Source organism: Arcticibacter sp., from assembly GCF_053551015.1.
Genome location: NZ_JBMQOB010000011.1, coordinates 15784 through 35527, shown reverse-complemented (window position 1 = coordinate 35527; position 19744 = coordinate 15784). Strand labels below are relative to the sequence as shown.

12 protein-coding genes are annotated in these 19744 nt (G+C 46.5%); 11 read left to right on the top strand and 1 reads right to left on the bottom strand.

All coding sequences use genetic code 11. The features are described from left to right. The first annotated feature begins 211 nt into the window (after nucleotides 1–211). The 8 genes from ACO1NU_RS07275 to ACO1NU_RS07240 all read left to right on the top strand — a co-directional run bounded on the left by ACO1NU_RS07275 (nucleotide 212) and on the right by ACO1NU_RS07240 (nucleotide 15673). The gene (locus ACO1NU_RS07275; RefSeq protein ID WP_448817813.1) at nucleotides 212–3463 is read left to right on the top strand and encodes a SusC/RagA family TonB-linked outer membrane protein; all 3252 of its coding nucleotides are present in this window, start codon (nucleotides 212–214) and stop codon (nucleotides 3461–3463) included. Between the two features lie 12 nt (nucleotides 3464–3475). Beyond that, entirely contained in the window at nucleotides 3476–5203 is a 1728-nt protein-coding gene (locus ACO1NU_RS07270; protein ID WP_448817812.1) for a RagB/SusD family nutrient uptake outer membrane protein, read from the top strand. A gap of 51 nt (nucleotides 5204–5254) precedes the next feature. Then, on the top strand, nucleotides 5255–6778 hold the full coding sequence (locus tag ACO1NU_RS07265) for a glycoside hydrolase family 10 protein (protein WP_448817811.1): 1524 nt from the start codon (nucleotides 5255–5257) through the stop codon (nucleotides 6776–6778). Nucleotides 6779–6782: 4 nt separating this feature from the next. Beyond that, nucleotides 6783–8642, top strand: coding sequence for an outer membrane protein assembly factor BamB family protein (locus tag ACO1NU_RS07260; protein ID WP_448817810.1), 1860 nt, complete (start codon nucleotides 6783–6785; stop codon nucleotides 8640–8642). Between the two features lie 25 nt (nucleotides 8643–8667). Then, entirely contained in the window at nucleotides 8668–10395 is a 1728-nt protein-coding gene (locus tag ACO1NU_RS07255; RefSeq protein WP_448817809.1) for a glycoside hydrolase family 3 protein, read from the top strand. 108 nt (nucleotides 10396–10503) lie between these two features. Further along, the gene (gene murQ / locus ACO1NU_RS07250; RefSeq protein WP_448817808.1) at nucleotides 10504–11310 is read left to right on the top strand and encodes an N-acetylmuramic acid 6-phosphate etherase; all 807 of its coding nucleotides are present in this window, start codon (nucleotides 10504–10506) and stop codon (nucleotides 11308–11310) included. A 24-nt stretch (nucleotides 11311–11334) separates the two neighbouring features. After that, nucleotides 11335–12825: a sodium:solute symporter gene (locus ACO1NU_RS07245; RefSeq protein WP_448817807.1), complete on the top strand. Its 1491-nt coding sequence runs from the start codon at nucleotides 11335–11337 to the stop codon at nucleotides 12823–12825. 25 nt (nucleotides 12826–12850) lie between these two features. Continuing rightward, nucleotides 12851–15673: an FAD-binding and (Fe-S)-binding domain-containing protein gene (locus ACO1NU_RS07240; protein WP_448817806.1), complete on the top strand. Its 2823-nt coding sequence runs from the start codon at nucleotides 12851–12853 to the stop codon at nucleotides 15671–15673. A gap of 26 nt (nucleotides 15674–15699) precedes the next feature. On the opposite strand, the gene ACO1NU_RS07235 is transcribed toward ACO1NU_RS07240, so the two are convergent. Beyond that, nucleotides 15700–16443: a DeoR/GlpR family DNA-binding transcription regulator gene (locus ACO1NU_RS07235; RefSeq protein ID WP_448817805.1), complete on the bottom strand. Its 744-nt coding sequence runs from the start codon at nucleotides 16441–16443 to the stop codon at nucleotides 15700–15702. Between the two features lie 139 nt (nucleotides 16444–16582). On the opposite strand from ACO1NU_RS07235, the gene ACO1NU_RS07230 reads away from it, so the two are divergent. The 3 genes from ACO1NU_RS07230 to ACO1NU_RS07220 all read left to right on the top strand — a co-directional run bounded on the left by ACO1NU_RS07230 (nucleotide 16583) and on the right by ACO1NU_RS07220 (nucleotide 19674). Beyond that, the gene (locus ACO1NU_RS07230) at nucleotides 16583–16990 is read left to right on the top strand and encodes a c-type cytochrome (RefSeq protein WP_448817804.1); all 408 of its coding nucleotides are present in this window, start codon (nucleotides 16583–16585) and stop codon (nucleotides 16988–16990) included. After that, nucleotides 16991–17392, top strand: a complete 402-nt coding sequence (locus ACO1NU_RS07225) for a hypothetical protein (protein WP_448817803.1) — start codon at nucleotides 16991–16993, stop codon at nucleotides 17390–17392. A 77-nt stretch (nucleotides 17393–17469) separates the two neighbouring features. Next, nucleotides 17470–19674 (top strand): S46 family peptidase, encoded by a 2205-nt coding sequence (locus tag ACO1NU_RS07220; RefSeq protein ID WP_448817802.1) that lies wholly within the window; start codon nucleotides 17470–17472, stop codon nucleotides 19672–19674. The last annotated feature ends 70 nt before the right edge of the window (nucleotides 19675–19744 follow it).

Below are 19744 nucleotides of genomic sequence, written 5' to 3'. Positions count from 1 at the left end.
AAGCCCATTTTCTGATATTTTTATCTTCTTTGTGTTGGGATGTTTTGCATAGGCTTGCGTTTTTGTGCAAAACTTTTAAAAGAACTTGCAAGAACGTATCGTTTTTCAAATATCTATTCTTTAAATTTGTTAGTGTCAGGTCTTTTTTGTTGCTGCAAAGATGCCTTGACGTGATCCATTAAATCAAAAAAACTTAAATCAAAACAATGTTATGAAAAAAAGGCTACTCGCATTTTTAATGAGCCTCATCATGATCTCTGTGCATGTTGTTGCACAGCAAAGGACAATAACCGGAACGGTTATTTCCGCTGATGACGGTGCGCCATTGCCGGGTGTTTCTGTGAAGGTCAAAGGAACAGCCCAGGGCACCAGCACGGACATGAATGGAAAGTATACCCTTCGTGCTAATCAGGGCCAGGTATTGGTGTTCAGTTTTATTGGGTCTGCTACCCAGGAGAAGACAGTTGCTGCTAACGCAGTAATTAACGTTAAATTGGGGGCTGATTCGAAGTCGCTCGACGAGGTAGTTGTGGTCGGTTATGGTACACAGAAAAGGGCAAATCTTACAGGAGCTGTTTCGACAGTAGACACAGAAGTACTGCAGTCAAGACCTGTTACTGACGTCGGTCGGGCTCTTCAGGGTACAACACCGGGACTTAGTATTACTACATCCAGCGGAGCTATCGGACAAAATCCAAACATAAAGCTGAGAGGAAATACGGGTACTTTAACAGGAACAGGCGGAGCTCAACCACTCATTCTTGTGGATAACGTAGAGATTCCGAGCCTTCAATTGATCAATCCGGAAGACATTGAGTCCATATCTGTTTTAAAGGATGCGGCTTCAACATCGATCTACGGAACGCGTGGAGCCTGGGGGGTAATTTTAATTACAACAAAGACCGGTAAGAAAGGAGCTCCAACGCGAGTTATGTATTCAAATAACTTTTCTTACAGCAATCCAACAACCACACCAGAGATCGCGCCTGCAGCAGAAGGCGCCGAAATGGCTTTCCTTGCTTTCAGAAGAACTAATCCCAGCTATCCACTCTTCAGCGCAGTGGGCGTTTCTATCGACGAAATTGCAATAGAAAAGATGAGAGAGTGGGAGACTTTGTATGGTGGTAAAGATTTAGGAAATGAAATGGTTTTAGGACGGGATTTTGAAATCAGAGATAATCGTCTTTTCTTTTACCGTCCCTGGGACGTGAATGAAATGTTCATGAGAGATCGTACTCCACAGCAAAACCACAACATCTCGGTTTCCGGAGGAAGCGAGAAAACGAGTTTTAATCTTGGAGTCGGCTACCTCGGACAAGAAGGTGTATTGAAAGCTAATCCAGACCAGTTTTCACGTTACAATCTAAACCTTGGTGTGAATACCTCGGTTAACAACTGGTTTGATGCGAGAGGAAAAGTGTTGTATTCCAACTCGGTTCTGGAGCAGCCTTTTGTCTTTGCAGCTGCTGTTTATGATCCATGGTACTATCTGTATCGCTGGCCGGTCGTTCATCCCTATGGAACTTATGAAGGTAAGCCTTTCAGAAATGCTGTTACTGAAGTTGAGCAGGCAAATATGAATAAACATACGTCAGGGCTTACTCGCGTGTCAGTTGGTGGTACACTTAAACCGCTTAAAGGTCTGACCGTAGATGCTGATTATACCTACACGTCGATGAATAATCACCAACGTAATGCAGGAGGATCTGTTACTGCTTTGAACTATTGGGCAGGACTGTCTAATGGACAGATTCCATATCAGAATTATACAAGTGCAAGTTACAATAAGGCTGAGTACTATTCTTATTGGTCTGATATGCACACCGGTAAGTTGTTTGGAACTTATTCTAAAGATATCAACGATCATGCTTTCAAAGTAATCGCAGGTGGTGATGTAGAGACCTTCCAAAATTACTCACATACATCATCTCGTCTCGGTTTGATCGATCCCAACCTGGTAGAACCTGTTCTGGCTACTGGAGATCAACTTATAGGAAGCGCGAGGGGGCATTGGAATACGGCGGGTGCTTTTGGACGAATCAACTATAGCTATAAAAGCAAGTTTCTTTTTGAGCTTAACGGACGCTATGATGGATCGTCCAGATTATCTCCGAATTTAAAATGGGGCTTTTTCCCGTCAATGTCCGCAGGGTATATTATCAGCGAGGAGCCGTTTATGAAGGCTGTAAAGCCAGTTCTTTCGACATTGAAGTTTAGAGGATCATGGGGTGAAATTGGAAACCAGAACACTGCGGTAAGCAGTATTTACTCCGTTTTGCCAACTAGCAATTCAAACTGGTTAATAGATGGACAAAAAGTACTTGTTACTGGAACACCGGCCCCTATTTCTGGTACTCTTACCTGGGAAAGCGTTGCTACACTCGATTTTGGACTTGATGCACGATTGTTGAACGACAAAGTAGGAGTAGTATTTGACTGGTATCAAAGAACAACCAAGGATATGCATTCAGCGGGTGCTACTTTGCCTAGTTCATACGGTGCTGCGGCTCCGAGAAGAAATTTCGGCGAATTACAAACAACAGGATGGGAACTAGCTGTGGATTTTAATCACCGATTCGGTAATGGATTAACCATTAATGCAACAGGTACGTTAGCTGACTTCAAAGAGAAGCTTACTAAATTCGAGGGGTCGCGCGCAATATCCGGCAATTACCAGGGCAAAACCCTTGGCGAAATCTGGGGTTATGAGACTGATCGCTTTTTCACGAAAGACGATTTTGCTCAAGATGCTAATGGTGCTCCAATATTGCAGGATGGACGTTATGTTCTCAAAGAAGGAATTCCTAGCCAGGCTCAGTTCGAAGGAAGCGGCTTCTTTTATGGCCCAGGTGATATAAAGTATGTAGATGCAAATGGAGATGGTGTCATCTGGAGGGGAGACAACACTGTAGAGAACCCTGGCGACCAAAAAGTTATAGGTAACACGACTCCACGGTATCAGTACGGTTTCCGCATCGGTGCAGATTTCAAAGGCGTTGATTTCAACGTTTTCTTTCAGGGGGTTGGAAAAAGAGATTTCTGGGCACAGGGGCCGATGTTTGTTCCCGGTTGGAGACCTGGAGAAGCTTGGTATGCTCATCAATTAGACTATTGGACAGAAGAAAATCCAAACGCTTTTTATCCGCGCGTTACTCAAATTGGTGAATCTAGTACCAAAAACTTTTATCCACAAACGAAATACCTTTTAAATCTTGCTTACCTAAGACTTAAAAACCTAGCGGTCGGCTATACTTTGCCTCAGGCACTTACACGTAAAGCTCATATCGAACGTCTTAGATTTTATTTTAGCGGTGAGAACTTGTTTGAATGGGATAAGCTAGGAAATGTTCCAATTGACCCGGAGGTCAATGTTACTGAAGCGGGTGCAAATGACTCCGCTGCCTTTGGAAGGGTTTATCCTTACCGCAGATCTGTTTCTTTAGGATTACAAGTTACATTGTAAAATTTGATAGTAATGAAAATTAAAATATTAGCGCTGCTTTGCCTCGGGTTAACTACAGTTGTTAGCTGCAAAGAAGATTATTTAGAGAAACCGCCACTTGACCAGTTGTCAGATGGTACTTATTGGACAAACGAAGCTAACGTAAGAACCTTTGCTTATGGTTTTTACACTGATTATTTCACCGGATATGGATCAGGGAATACCTGGGGGAATTATTTTTCCGGTCAGGCTTTAAATGATGATTTCGCTTCAGGAACCCCGCCGGAATACACCAGGGTGGTTCCTGCGTCGGGTGGAGGTTGGACCTTTACGTATGTTAGAAAAGCAAACCTGTTTTTGTCAAAAGTCCAGAATATGGAGGTTGATGCAGACATGCCTGAGGAGGCAAAGCTGCACTGGCAAGGAATAGGTAGGTTTTTCAGGGGACTGGAATATTTCGATTTGGTGAAGCGTTTTGGCGATGTTCCTTACTATGATCAAGTAATTGATGAGAAAGACGTTGCATTGCTTTATCAGCCAAGAGATCCACGGACTTTAGTAATGGACAAAGTCCTGGAGGATTTTAAATATGCAGCTGCGAATGTTCGGGCCGTTGATGGAAAGGCTGGATTAACGGTTAATAAGTATGTAGTTTTAGCATTTATGTCTCGGGTGTTCCTTTTTGAAGGAACGTGGCAGAAATATCATATGAATAATACAGCGAAAGCAAAGGAATATCTGGAAGCCGCCAAGTGGGCTGCTGCCGAGGTAATTGCTTCGAAAAAATATTCGTTGAAAAATTATCGTGATGTATTCAGTTCTTTGGACTTAAATGGTAACACTGAAGTCCTCCTTTACAGACAATATGTTGAGGGAGTCCTTACGCATGCCTTAATGTCCTATAATAACAAAGAGGCTCAAACTGGTGCACCGAAGGATCTAATTGAATCCTATCTAGCTTCTGATGGTTTACCAATTTCCCTTTCGACCGTGTATCAGGGTGATAAAACTATCGCTCAGGTTATGACCAACCGGGATCCGCGTATCAAGGAAACGTTTGTAAGCGAACTTCGTCCTGCAGGTGTAGTAAGTGCCTCTTCAACTACTGGTTACGCGACTCATAAGTTCTTAAATGAATCGATCAAAGATCAAACTATAGGTACATTAAACTTAAATCCTACAGATGCTCCAATAATCCGTTTTGGAGAGGTATTGATCAACTACGCAGAAGCTGCTGCAGAACTCGCTACAGTGGGAGGGCCAGCCTTGACAAACGAGGATCTTAATCTTTCTGTCAATGTACTTAGAAGCAGACCCGGTATCAATATGCCTGCATTGCAGGTAAGCGGCGACGTAGCTGTTGTGAGGAATGTTCCTTACACAGATCCGCAGAAGGATGCTGATATCTCTTCTATACTTTGGGAAATAAGAAGAGAGCGAAGAGTCGAATTGGTCTATGAAGGTTTCAGATGGGATGACCTGAGAAGATGGAAGAAACTGGAATATACAGATACTCAAGCCAACCCTGACATCAACAGAGGCGCCTATCTGAAGAAGTCAGACTTTCCAAAGCTTGCAGCCAGCGTCGTGTTGGATATGGATCCGGCTGATTCCGAAGGTTATATCACACCAGCTTGGAAGCCTGAGTCTCAGAGGAAGTTTACTAATCCGCGGATTTATCTGAATCCGATTCCGCAGGATCAGATTGTACTGTACAAAGAAAACGGATCAACATTAACACAAAACCCAGGTTGGGAATAAATACCATTAACAAACCCTCCGGCACCTACCGGAGGGTTTTTACTAAACACTATGATTAAAAACTTTACTGGCCTGCTTTTCATTACCCTCCTGTCATTTGTCGCGAAAAGTCAGACCCCTGATCCGAAGCGCGAGTTCAGAGGTGTATGGGTAGCCACAGTTCAGAACATCGATTGGCCATCCAAAAGAGGCCTTAATTCAGACAAACAGAAAAAGGAGCTGACCGGGATTTTTGACGAGCATCAAAAATCAGGGATGAACGCCATCATGTTCCAGATCCGTCCTTCCGCTGACGCACTATATGCAAAGGGTACTGAGGAGTGGAGCATGTTTTTGTCAGGTAAACAGGGAGTAGCTCCTGCACCGCTCTATGATCCGCTTGAGTTTGCCATCCAGGAAGCTCACCAACGAGGAATGGAGTTGCATGCATGGTTTAACCCTTACCGGGCAACCAATAATCTTGTAGACGCTGATATCAGCGCAAGGCATATTACACGTACAAAGCCCGAGTGGTTCTTTACGTATGCCAACAAAAAATATTTCAATCCGGGAATTCCTGAGGTAAGGAAATATATCGTCTCTATTATCATGAATGTTGTCCGTAACTACGACATCGACGGCGTGCATTTCGACGACTACTTTTACCCTTATCCTGATAAACCCGCATTGCCTGATAGCCTCACCTTCACGGCTTATGGAAGCAATTCGTTTAAGTCCATCGAAGACTGGCGACGCAATAATGTAGATATGCTGATCAAAGAATTGAACGACAGTATACATGCAGAAAAGAAATACGTGAAGTTCGGCATCAGCCCCTTCGGTATATGGAGAAATAAAAAAGAAGACCCACTCGGTTCGGAGACAAACGGCCTTTCCGGTTACGCCGGCCTATATGCAGACGCCCGCAAGTGGCTCTCCGAAGGGTGGATAGACTATATAAATCCTCAGGTTTATTTTCCGTTCAAATACCCTGCGGCGGCGTATGAGAAGTTGGTAGACTGGTGGAGTAATAATGCCTTCGGGAAACACGTATATATCGGTCAGGGTGTCTACCGCGCTACTGAACAGCGCGAGGGATGGAAAGAAAAGAACCAGCTTCCGGAGCAGGTGCGCTACCTCAGAAAAAATCCAAGGGTACAGGGAAGCGTATATTTCAGTTCCAAATCACTGACAAATAATCTGGCAGGGTTTCAAGACTCTCTTCGACAGGATCTGTATCGCTCAAAGGCTCTGCTTCCAACCATGATATGGCTCGATGCAATTCCCCCACAGTCTCCTTTAAACCTTCAGGTCAAGCGATCTAAAGGGAAGAACGAACTTGCATGGAATCAGCCGCTTCCGGTACGTGACAACGAAGCCGCCTATGGTTATGTGGTATATCGCTTCGACAAAGGAGAGAATATAGATATTAACAATCCGGAGAAGATCAGAAACATCAGTTTCGACAGTTCCAAGCTTTCATTCCAAGATCAGGAAACGAAGAAAAGGTCGAAGTACGTCTACGTGGTTACCACCCTCGACCGCCTGAAGAACGAAAGTCTTCCATCAAACAGCATCCAGGTTAAGTCAAAATAAAATCATGAACTACATCAGACCTGTTTTTTTATGGCTCGCGCTGCTTTGTTCCAGCCAGGTGCTGCATGCACAGTCCGTGCGCTTTGCATTCGTTACGGATACGCATGTGGGTGGAGCTACAGGCGCGGATGATTTACGACGCACTGTGCAGGATATCAATGCCAATAGCTCTTTGGAGTTTGTTTTAGTAACAGGTGATATCACCGAATTTGGAGCGGATATAGAACTGGCGCTTGCTCATCGGATCCTCGATAGCCTGAACAAACCCTGGTATGTAATCGGGGGGAACCATGACTCCAATTGGTCGGAGAGTGGTGCCAATAGCTTTCGTAAAGTATTCGGATCAGAAACCTTCGCCTTCGTTCATGGAGGCTATCAATTTGCGGCTACAAGCTCAGGCCCGAATATGCGAATGAGCCCCGGGCAGGTGCCACGCGAAAACCTTGTGTGGCTTGATTCAGTTTTGAACAATATGAAGGAGCCTGAAATGCCCTTGATCTATATCAATCATTATCCACAGGACTCATCTTTGAATAACTGGTATGACGCACTAGACAAGGTCAAGAAGAGAAATATCCAATTGATGCTCTGCGGCCACGGTCACCAGAACAAGCTCTATAACTTTGAAGGGATCCCACAAGTAATGGGCCGCTCAAACCTGCGTGCAAAAGACAGCATCGGAGGGTACAACATCGTCACCATTAAGGACGGAAAAGCTGTTTTCGAAGATCGCAGACCTCTGGTCAGCACTCAAAACAAGTGGCTGGATGTTCCAATGGTTAACTACCGGTTTGCATCCTCAAATCAGCAATACCCCCGTCCTTCATTTGCAGTAAACGCCAAATACCCAAATGTCAGAAAACTATGGGAATTCCAGGATCAAAGCGACGTGGGCAGTGGTATGGCTGTAGGCAAGGGACTTGCTGTTGCGGCTAACACCAATGGCGACCTGTATGCACTCGATTTTAAGACCGGTAAAAAAAGATGGTCATTCAATACCGGTGGTAAGATATATTCAACTCCTGCAATCTCGGGCAACTATGTCGTGGTCGGTTCTTCAGATGGCCACATCTACTGCGTTGGCTTGAATGATGGAAAGCTCCTCTGGAAACTTGCAACCGGAAAGGCAGTACTAGGCTCTCCGGTCATCGAGAATCAGGTCGCTTATATAGGCGGCTCTGATGGCCACTTCAGGGCGCTCGATATTCGTACCGGCAAACTTCTGTGGGACTTTGCAGAAGTAAAAGGCTTTGTTGTCACCCGTCCTCTTATCTATCAGGGAAAAATCTTTTTCGGCTGCTGGGGACATGATTTCTACGCACTTGATCAGAAAAACGGAAAGCTCGTCTGGAAGTGGAATAACGGTAATGCTAACCGCATGTTCTCACCTGCAGCCTGCTACCCTGTAGCATCAAATGGCCGCGTATTTATCGTCGCTCCTGATCGCTTCATGACAGCCTTCGATGCAGCTACAGGTAAGGTGGTCTGGAGACAGCAGATGAAAGAGGGTCGTGTTCGCGAATCAATGGGCTTGTCAAAAGATGGTAGCCTGGTCTACGTAAAGACCATGGACGGACAACTCTTTGGGGTTTCAACCAAAGCTGATTCCTTGCAGGTAGGCCTTACAACCGAACTGAAGCTGCCCTATGAACTCAGTCCCTCAGAGATCGTCGAAAGCAACGGGATGATTTACGTGCCAAGTAACTCTGGCCTGGCTACAGCGATAGATCGAAAAACAGGTAAGGTGGTTTGGCAATACAAGAGCTCCAATGCCCTGGTCAATCCCATGCTGCCATTTGGCAAAAGTTCCGTGCTGATGAGTACGATGGATGGAAAAATAGTATGTCTCAACTACGCGAAGTAGGAGAGCTGGAATAATAAAAATTATAATGAAGAAGATATTACTGATTGCGTTTCTTTTCTCTTCTACCGGGAGTTTTGCACAACGTTTTTTGGAAGTTACTCCGCAATCCAGGCATTGGGCGGACAGCACTATAAAGAAATTATCAAAGAAGCAAAAGATAGCCCAGCTGATGGTTATCCGTACATCGACCACCAGTCCCGGAGGTGTCAAATTCTTTGAGGAAGATGTTCTGAAATACATTCGTAAATACAATATCGGGTCGATCTGCCTGTTCCAGGGAACATCTCTTCAGCAGGCCCTGCTTATTAACAAATTGCAGGAAAAGGCAAAAACGCCTTTGATGGTATGCGTGGATGGCGAAACAGGTCTTGGAATGCGCTTCTCTGACGTGATTCCCTTTCCTGATCAGCTCACGATAGGAGCGGTTCAGAATCCCTCTATTGCCTATCATGCAGGAGAGGCTATCGCCGCTCAGTGCAAACGTATCGGCATACAGGTCGATTATGCTCCCGTGGTCGATATCAATAACAACCCCGCTAATCCGGTCATCAACTTCCGCTCCTTCGGAGAAGATAAATACAAAGTCGCTACTTTCGGTAGCAGTATCATGAAGGGAATGCAGGATAATGGCGTTCTTGCCTGTGCTAAGCACTTCCCCGGACACGGAGATGTCTCTGTTGACTCACACTACGATCTGCCTGTAATCAACAAATCTTTTGCTCAGCTGGATGAACTGGAGTTGTATCCTTTCAAGACCATGATCAAAGATGGTATTGGCAGTGTTATGGTCGCTCACCTTTATATCCCGGCGATCGACAGCACGACAAACCGTGCTACCTCCCTTTCTCCGAACAATGTGAGTAAATTGCTCCGCCAGGATCTGGGCTTTAAGGGACTTACTTTCACCGATGCTCTCGAAATGAAAGGCGTTGCCAAATTTTACCCGCAAGGGGAGGCCGCGGTACAATCACTCATTGCGGGCAATGATATGCTTTGCCTGCCCGGAGATATCAAAGGAAGCATCCGCAAGATTAGGAAGGCAGTTCGCAAGAAAAACCTTAGCTGGGCTGATATTGACGAGAAAGTGAACCGTGTGCTTTTGGCCAAGTATAACCTGGGCCTCAATCAGGTTACCAAAATTGATACCACCTCACTGACCCACGATCTGAATGCACAGACAGACGTTTTGAAACAGCAGGTCTACAAAAATGCCATCACGCTTCTTCGTAATGACAATGGCGCCTTACTTAATAACCTTAAATCCAGGAAAGTCGCATACGTCGGTATCGGTCTTGATAAAAGCAGCAAGTTCGGTACTGAACTGAAGAGCCGCATGAATGCTGATGCATTTTTCCTGCCGCATACTGCCACTCAGGCCTCTGCCGATAGTCTGCTTCAACTCATTGGAGATAAGTATGATGTGGTTTTCCTCGGCGTTCACAAGTACAAGAAGTATCCTGCTGCAAACTTTGGAGTCAGCAAAGATGCCGTACGCTTTATCAGCACTTTGGGCGCAAAAGAAAACGTATTTAGTTTTATATTCGGAAATCCTTATCTGATTAGCAATTTTTCAGAAAATAAGAATCTGGTAGCCTGCTACGAAGATGATCCGTTGATGCACGATACGGCCATCGACTTTATCGAAGGTAGACTTGTCCCGGGTGGAACGCTCCCTGTGACTGTCTCTTCCAGATACCAGTTTGGTGCCGGGATCAGCGCAGCACCGGCGACCCTGACATCTCAGGGCCTTTAACGCGAAAGATGAGTTTCAGTCATCAAAGTCGAAACTCCATATCCTGATATCACGCGCATTGACGCGTATAGTATATTAATATTGATAACGAACAGCATTTATAATACAATGGAAAGAATAACAGAGAAGGATTCAAATTATACCAATTTAGAGAAGATGTCAGTGAAGGAAATCCTCGAAAACATCAATCGGGAGGACAAAACCGTACCGACTGCTGTTGAAAAGGTCATTCCTCAAATAGAAAAGTTGGCCGAAGTGGTTGCTGAGAAAATGAAGAACGGTGGCCGCATGTTCTATATCGGTGCCGGCACCAGCGGGCGCCTCGGTGTCCTTGATGCTTCTGAATGTCCTCCTACTTTTGGTGTGCCCTTCGACTGGATCGTCGGAATCATTGCAGGAGGCGATACCGCCATCCGTAAGGCAGTCGAATTTGCTGAAGATGATATTAACCAGGCATGGCTTGACCTGAAAGAATACGATATCGACGAGGGAGACGTAGTTGTTGGTATAGCTGCATCAGGCACTACTCCTTATGTAATCGGGGGATTGAAGAAAGCAAACGAGAATAGCATCGTAACTGGCTGTATCGTCTGCAATAGTGGAAGTCCCGTTGCTGCCGAAGCAAAATACCCTGTAGAAGTAGTTGTAGGCCCAGAGTTTGTTACCGGCTCTACGCGCATGAAATCGGGTACTGCACAGAAGCTTGTGCTGAACATGTTGAGCACTTGTGTCATGATCCGCTTAGGTCGTGTGCAGGGAAACAAAATGGTCGACATGCAGCTGACCAATAAGAAGCTCTACGAACGTGGTGTAAAAATCATCATGAACGAAACGGGCACTCCAGAGCCAACTGCAGCAGAACTGCTCCAGAAGTACGGCAGCGTACGTAAAGCTATCGAGGCCACCGCTAAGTAATTCTCATTCCTTCCAAAGCTTATTATGTCTCCAATAGTATTATTATCTTTCCTGATCGGGTACTTTGCCCTTTTGATCCTTGTATCGTACTTCACATCGAAGGGATCATCCGACAACTCCTCGTTCTTCATTGCCAACCGTAATTCCAAGTGGTACTTCGTCGCCTTCGGGATGATTGGTACTGCATTATCGGGAGTGACGTTTATCTCTGTTCCGGGTGCAGTTGTCAACAGTAGCTTTGGCTACTTCCAGTTTGTTCTGGGCAATGCCGTTGGCTTCCTGCTGATCGCTACCGTTCTGTTGCCTTTGTATTACCGCATCAACTTGATCTCTATTTACACCTACCTGGAAAACAGACTGGGGCATTGGAGCTATAAGTCGGGTGCCATGATCTTTCTGGTGTCGCGTACTATCGGTTCGGCCTTCAGGCTTTATTTGGTAGCCATCGTCCTGCAGAAGTTTATCTTCGACGCATGGAACGTTCCCTTCTGGGTTACCATTGCCATCTGCCTGGTACTGATCTGGTCTTATACCTTCAAAGGTGGATTAAAGACCATCATCATCACGGATACACTGCAAACGGTATTTCTGCTTTCGTCGGTTATGCTGTCGATCTATTTCATTTCCAAAAGCCTCAACCTGGATATCGCAGGCACCATCGAGACCGTGAAAACCAGCTCGTACTCGAAGATATTTTTCTGGGAAGACTTCATTGGGAATAAAAATCATTTTATCAAACAGTTCCTTGGCGGCGTGTTCGTTACCATTGCCATGACTGGGCTTGATCAGGACCTCATGCAGAAGAACCTGAGCTGCAAGAATATCGGGGAGGCACAAAAGAACATGCTCACTTTCACCGGCGTATTCGTCGTCATGAACATTTTTTTCCTCAGTGTTGGATCTCTGCTCTACAGCTATGCCGCAGCTAAGGGCATCGATGTAGCCTCACTCGGAACACCAGACCATGTATTCCCCGAAATAGCACTCAACTATCTGGGCGTGCTTCCGGCTATCGTTTTTATGCTGGGACTTACTGCAGCAACCTTTGCCACCACAGATTCTGCGCTAACGGCTTTAACCACTTCGTTCTGTGTAGACTTTCTAAACTTTAACAAGAAAGATAACCACAATGATCCGAAGCTGATCCGCACCCGTCACCTGGTGCACGTGGTTTTCTCCGTAGTTATGTTGCTGGTTATCCTCGTGTTTAAAGCCATCAACGATGATTCGGTAGTAAACTCCATATTCAAAGCAGCAGGTTACACCTACGGACCCCTGCTTGGCCTATTTGCCTTCGGGATGATTTCTAAAAGAGCAGTAAAAGACAAACTGGTGCCGTTCTTTTGTATCCTGTCACCGGTGATCTCTTTCTTAATCGACAAATATTCACCTGCTCTGACAGGATATTCCATCGGTTTTGAGCTAATTGTTATCAATGGATGCATTACCTACCTTCTCCTTCTTTTAACAAGCAGACACCATACAGAAGAAGAACGGAAGGGCGTTATTTATTAATATTGCACGAGTTGTACGATCGTTTATGAATATAGGAAGAATGCTGGAGGCCATCATGCCGAAGGCAAGGATTAAATCGAGGTTGATAGATGTGGTTTCTTATGCTTCAGATGCGGGTTTCTATTATCTGCAGCCGAAAGCAGTAGTACAGCCTGTTTCTGAGGAGGAGGTAAAAGGCTTATTCCGATTCTCCCATGAACATCGCATTCCTTTAACCTTTCGCGCTGCAGGCACCAGCCTATCAGGGCAATCTATCACCGATGGGATCCTGGTCGATCTCAGTCAGTACTGGAGCCTTGTCAGGGTGGAAGATGCAGGCGAGTCAGTAAGGGTGCAGCCCGGCGTAACAGGTGCTGTGGTCAATGCCCAGCTGAAAAAGTTCAAAAAGAAGATTGGGCCTGATCCTGCCAGTATCAACTCGGCTATGATGGGAGGAATCCTTTCCAACAATGCCAGTGGCATGTGTTGCGGAGTAAGCCGCAACTCCTACCATACCACCCGTTTCATCCGCTTCATCCTGCCCAGTGGATTAAGCTATACAACGGAGAGAAAAGAAGACTACAGCCGCTTCCGTCTGGAAAATCCGGCTATTTACGATACTCTTGTCGCGCTTCGCGACCAGATCAGGAGCAATCCGGATACCTACGCGAGAATCAGGAGCAAGTACAAGACCAAAAATACGGTTGGATATTCCGTCAACTCTTTCATCGATCATGAAGAGCCCATGGATATTCTCGCACACCTGCTGATCGGCGCTGAAGGCACCCTCGGGTTTATTGCCGAAGCCGTCATGCAGACTGTGCCTGATTACCCGATGAAATCCACCGCACTAATCTACTTCCCGGATATCTTCGCTGCCTGTAAGGCGATCGTACCGCTCACCAATTCGGGCGCCGAAGCCGTGGAGCTTATGGACCGGGCCTCGCTTCGGTCCGTGGAGCACATCCCCGGAGTGCCCGACGTGCTCAAAACGCTTCCCGAAAGCGCCGCTGCTCTTCTGGTGGAGTACCAGGGCAACACCCAGGAGGAGCTCGACGCAAAGAGCGAACGCTTCCTGGCCGTCGCGCCGGAACTTTCCATGCTCAATGCACCGGTATTCACCAGTAATCCTATTGAGCAGGCTTTCCTCTGGAAGATCAGAAAAGGCATGTTCCCTGCCGTAGGTGCGGTCAGAGCAAGCGGAACTTCCGTGATCCTGGAGGATATCGCCTTCCCTGTATCACAACTGGGGGATGCTATCCTCGACCTGCACGGCCTCTTCAAGGCCCACGGCTATCATCAGGCAATCATCTTCGGACATGCTAAGGATGGCAACATCCACTTCGTGGTGACTCAGTCCTTCGAAACGCAGTCGGAAATTGAGCGATACAATCGCTTTCTGCAGGACGTTGTGGACCTGGTAGTAAGGAAATACGACGGTGCACTGAAAGCAGAGCACGGCACAGGCAGGAACATGGCTCCTTTTGTCGGAACCGAATGGGGAGAAGAAATCTACCAGGTGATGAAGTCGCTGAAGAGCGTTATTGACCCGAAGAACCTCCTGAACCCGGGCGTCATCATCAATGCCGACAAAAACGCGCATATTCAGAATCTCAAGGAACTCCCCAGGGTAGAAGAGGAAGTGGACCGGTGTATGGAATGCGGTTTCTGCGAATACAAATGCCCGAGCCGCAATATCACCCTCACACCGCGTCGACGTATCGTCGTCAGGCGCGAACTGCTAAAACTAAAGCGTGAGGGCAAAACGCAGACCTACAAGGAACTGCTCAGGGAGTACCAATACGATGGCCTCGAAACCTGTGCTGTAGATGGCCTTTGCGCCACTGCCTGCCCGGTAGACATTAACACCGGATCCCTTGTAAAGCGCCTCCGCAGGGAAAGCCACAGCGATTTTGCCAATGGCGTAGCCATGATGGTCGCTAAGAACTTCAGTCCCGTTGCTGGTGCCGTAAAGCTCGCGCTGCAGGCAGGTAACGTCATGAACAAGGTCCTTGGTCCCAATACCCTCGTCAGAACTACGGGCGCCATCAAAAAGGTTATGCCGGTAATGCCATTGTGGAGCAACCAGCTGCACGCTTCCGCACATAAGAAGGCCCACGGCTCAGCTAATCTGAAAACGGAAAAGACCCTTGCCATTTACTTCCCAACCTGTATATCCCGCAACATGGGTGGATCGGCAGATAAGGAAGACAGCATCGTGGATGTGTTTAAAAAAGTCTCTGAAAAAGCCGATGTGGGCTTCTGGATTCCTGATGAGATTGCAGGTACCTGCTGCGGACAACTGTTCTCTTCTAAAGGCTTCAACGATGCCTATGCTTATACGGTTAACCAGACGGTTGAAAAGCTATGGCGCTGGACGGATCAGGGGAAATATCCTGTTGTACTCGACATAACCTCCTGTACGCATACCCTTCAGGGTTGCAGGCCGGCACTGACTCAGGAGAATCAGCAACGGTACGATGCCATAAAAATCATCGACAGCATCGAATACATCAGCGACTACCTCTTACCGCGATTAACCATCAGGCAGAAGAAAAATGCGGTGGCACTTCATCCGGTATGCTCCCTGCAGCATATGGGGCTCGAAGCCAAGTTTGTCAGCATTGCCCGCCAGATGGCTGAAGTGGTCGATATTCCGCTTCATGCAGGATGCTGCGGAATGGCCGGCGACAGAGGATTCCTCTTTCCCGAGCTCACACGCTCAGCCAGTATGCCCGAAGCCTTAGAAGTCAAACAAAAAGAATACGACGGCTATTATTCTACATCCAAGACCTGCGAAATGGCCATGTCAGATGCGGTTGGGAAAAACTATAAATCGATCATTTACCTCCTCAAGGAGTGTATCTGATACGGATTAGAGAGTTGTTCAGGTTCTTATAGTACCTGAACAGCTTCTGCGTATTTAGCCAGCTGCGGGTCTTCAGGATTCAGATCAGTAATCAGATAGCTGATGGAGTTCAGTCCGCAGATCTTCATCTTCTGTACCGACTCCAATTTCTCGCCGATGCTGATCACCGCTGTTTTCTGAGCCGATTTAAGCATAGCCTTCTTCACCTGTACCACTTCCCAGTCAGACTCCGTTACGCCGCCCTCATAAGAGAGCCCGTTGGTTCCCATGATGCAGAGATCGACCTTGATATCTGCCAGAAGATTAATCGTTAATGCGCCCGTGTTAATGTGTGAGTTCTTCGAAAGCTGTCCGCCTATCAGGATCACCTCCACGCCTGCACGCTCCGTAAGCTCCAGGCCCACAAGAGGGCTTACCGTAAAGACAGTACACTGAATATTCTCAGGAACGGAGCGCGCCCATTCAATCATGGTGGTTCCTCCGCCCGCCAACAGCACCATGCCATTCTGCAGCAGGTTCATTGTTTTCTGCACAATCACCTTCTTTGCATCTTTAGCATAGACATCATTCTGCTGAAAAGGATAATGAAAAGATTTCGACAAAGCCCCGCCATACACCTTCAGGATCTTGCCACTCTCTGCAAGTTCGTTCAGGTCCCTGCGGATCGTATCTTCCGATACCGCGAGCTGAATGCTCAGGTCAGATGATAGAACTTTATTGTGCAGGTTTATTTGCTTGATGATGTAGGCTTGTCTCTCTTCTTTTAGCATAATGTAAGGGGTCTAGAACTCAAATATATATAAAAACACCATTTTTAGACAGCTTAACGTAACAGGAATAGTGCACATCGGCTATTTTCTTCAACCATAGCCCCTTTATGTTGTTGTAAATTCACATAGAAGACAAGATATGATTAAACAGATTCATCTACTATTAGCATCGCTTATATTTGCCTCATGTAATTCCCCCGGGGGAAAGACTGCGGAAAAGAAAGAAGAAAAAAAAGACACCATTGAGTTTGCAAAAGGAAAAATGTTGTTCGATCGTGAGGATTGCGGAGGTTGTCACGCAGAAAGTCAGGCTATCGTCGGTCCCTCTTTCCAGCATCTGGCAGCAGAGTACCCGGCCACAGAAGCCAACATCACTCACCTTGGCCATATCGTGATGCTCGGAGTCAAACCCAACCAGGGCATCTGGGGCAGTCGCGAGATGCCTCCGCATCCCAAACTGAGCAGGGAAGAGGCAGAAGAGATCGTGAAATACATGCTCTCGTTCCCGGCCGACCCGAATAAGCCGCATTTGCACAATACAAAATAGATGAATAAAAAACGTAATTATATACTGATCCTCATCGTCATAGCCGGATTGCTTTACATGATGAAAGATGCATTCTTTCAGCCCGGTGCTGAAGATCTGAAGGGAAACTTCAAAGAGCAAGGATTCACCCGCAACGAGAACAACACAGGTCCCATCCTGCGCCTTTACTCCGTTAGCACCCCCGATACCTTGTGGAAAGAAATGGAAACCTATGGCAATTACATGCCTCATACCAAATACGGCGTGACCAAAGTCTTCTTCTTTCGCGAAGGCAGCCCCGTACCTTCAGCTATTTCGCTAGAGACGCAACTTCCTGCCGGGGAATTCAGGGATAACTGTATCGCGATGTATGAAAAGGATGCGAATAGCCAGGTAAAGTTGGTTCATTACCCCTTCCGATGAGGATATACAGCAGAAACGTATACAAACACGCATAATCAATAGCGCAAATGCTTAGTTTTGCATCATAATTAACAAAAATGAGAAGGATACATTTTTTTATTACATCTTGCTTGCTGGTGGCCATGCTGTTCGGCTTGGTCGTCAAAGCAGACGAGGGGATGTGGGTGCCGATGCTCATCGGCAAGAACTATGAGCAAATGAAGAAACAAGGGTTCAAGCTGACCCCTGAAGATCTCTATAACGTCAATAAAGCCAGTCTGAAGGACGCTATCGTTTCCTTTGGCGGATTTTGTACAGGAGAGATCGTGTCAAAAAACGGCTTGATCTTCACCAATCACCACTGCGGATACGAAGCTATCGTTTCCAAATCAACGCCACAGGATAACATTCTTGATAATGGTTTCTGGGCAAAGCAGTATGCTGAAGAAAAGCCTGTTGAAGGCCTTTTCGTGAACTTCCTGGTTCGTATGGAAGACGTCACTGAAAAGATCAAAGCTGCAACAAGCGGCATTGCTGAAGACAAGAAAGAAGATGCCATCCAGGCAGCAGGAGCGCGTATCGCTGCTGACGCGACTAAAGGAACTCACTACGAAGGTTTCGTGCGCGACTTCTACAAAGGAAACCAATACTTCCTGTACATCTTTGAAAAATTCAATGACGTACGTCTGGTAGGTACTCCTCCGCAGTCTATCGGTAAGTTTGGTGGCGACACCGACAACTGGCAGTGGCCAAGACATACAGGCGACTTCTCTGTCTTCCGTGTGTATGCAGGCCCTGATAACAAACCTGCTGAGTATTCAGCCAACAACAAACCTTATACACCGAAGAAGTACCTTCCGGTTTCCATCAAGGGACTGAAGAACGGCGACTTTTCTATGGTATACGGTTTCCCTGGCAGAACAGATCGTTTCCTTACTTCAAGCGGCGTAAAGCTAGCTACAGAGAGAACCTCTCCAACTATCGTGAAGCTTCGCGACATCCGTTTGAAAGCATGGGACGAAGTGATGGAGAAAGACGTTGCTACACGTCTGAAACTTTCTTCTGTACACGCTAAAATTGCCAACTACTGGAAGTATTTCATCGGGCAGACAGAGCAGCTGAAGCGCCTGAAGATCTACGAAAAGAAGATGAAAGAAGAGCAGGAATTCACTGCATGGGCAGCTAACAAGCCAGAGTATGCCAACCTGATGCAACAGTACCAGGACGTTTACGCGGCTTATGCTCCGTTTGCCGTTCAGCGTACCTACATCAACGAAGGTTTCTTCGCTTCAAACTGGGTAAGGCAAGCTATTCCTGCAAAGTCAGCATTAACACTGCTTGAGTCCAAGAAGAACGATCCTGCTGCATTGAAAGAAGCTCAGGATAAACTGAACGCCAGCATTGCTGAGTACGAAGAAACGTACAATGAGCAGGCAGACAAGAAAATCTTCGTGCAGATCATGTCGGCTTTCTACAATGATATTCCAAAGAACCAGCACCCTAAGTTCTACACCGTGATCGCACAGGATTACTGGCAGGGAACACCGGAAGCAACATTCCAGAAATTTGCGAATGAGCTTTGGGAGAAATCGAACTTCATCCGTCCTGAAAGACTGAAAGCGTTCTGGAGCAATCCATCGCTGAAAGGCATCGAACAGGATCCAGGATACAAGTATGCCATCAACCTGATGCCTGCAGACTATATCCGCAACAACTTCGGTACCGCTATTTCCGACTTCGAAAACAAAAAAGCAGCACTCGATAAAACCTATCTGAAAGCGCTTTTGGAGAAGAACCAAGGTAAGGCAATGTATCCGGATGCGAATTCAACGATGCGCATCACCTACGGTAACGTTCAAAACTACAGCCCGAAGAATGGTATGACCTATGATATCACCACCACGATTGATGGTGTGATGGAGAAATACATTCCCGGAGATGCAGAGTTTGATCTTCCGCAGAACCTGATCGATGCGTACAACGCAAAGAACTATGGTCAATACGGAGAGAACGGCGACCTGGTCGTGAACTTCATCAGCAATAACGATATCACTGGCGGTAACTCCGGTTCTCCTGTAATCAATGCAGAAGGCGAATTAATCGGCCTTGCATTCGACGGTAACTGGGAAGCTATGTCGGGCGACATCGCCTTTGACAAGGTGTACAAGCGTACCATCAGCGTAGATACCCGTTACGTATTATGGTGTATCGACATCCTTGGAGGTGCAAAGAACATCATTGCCGAGCTGGATATCCGCAAGGATCCTGCGATTAAAACAACAAAGAAAGCCAAAAAGAAATAGGGCTTGTAAATAGAAAAGGCGTCTGCCCCGCAAGGGTAGACGCCTTTTTTTATTTCCTGTTCAGCAAAGA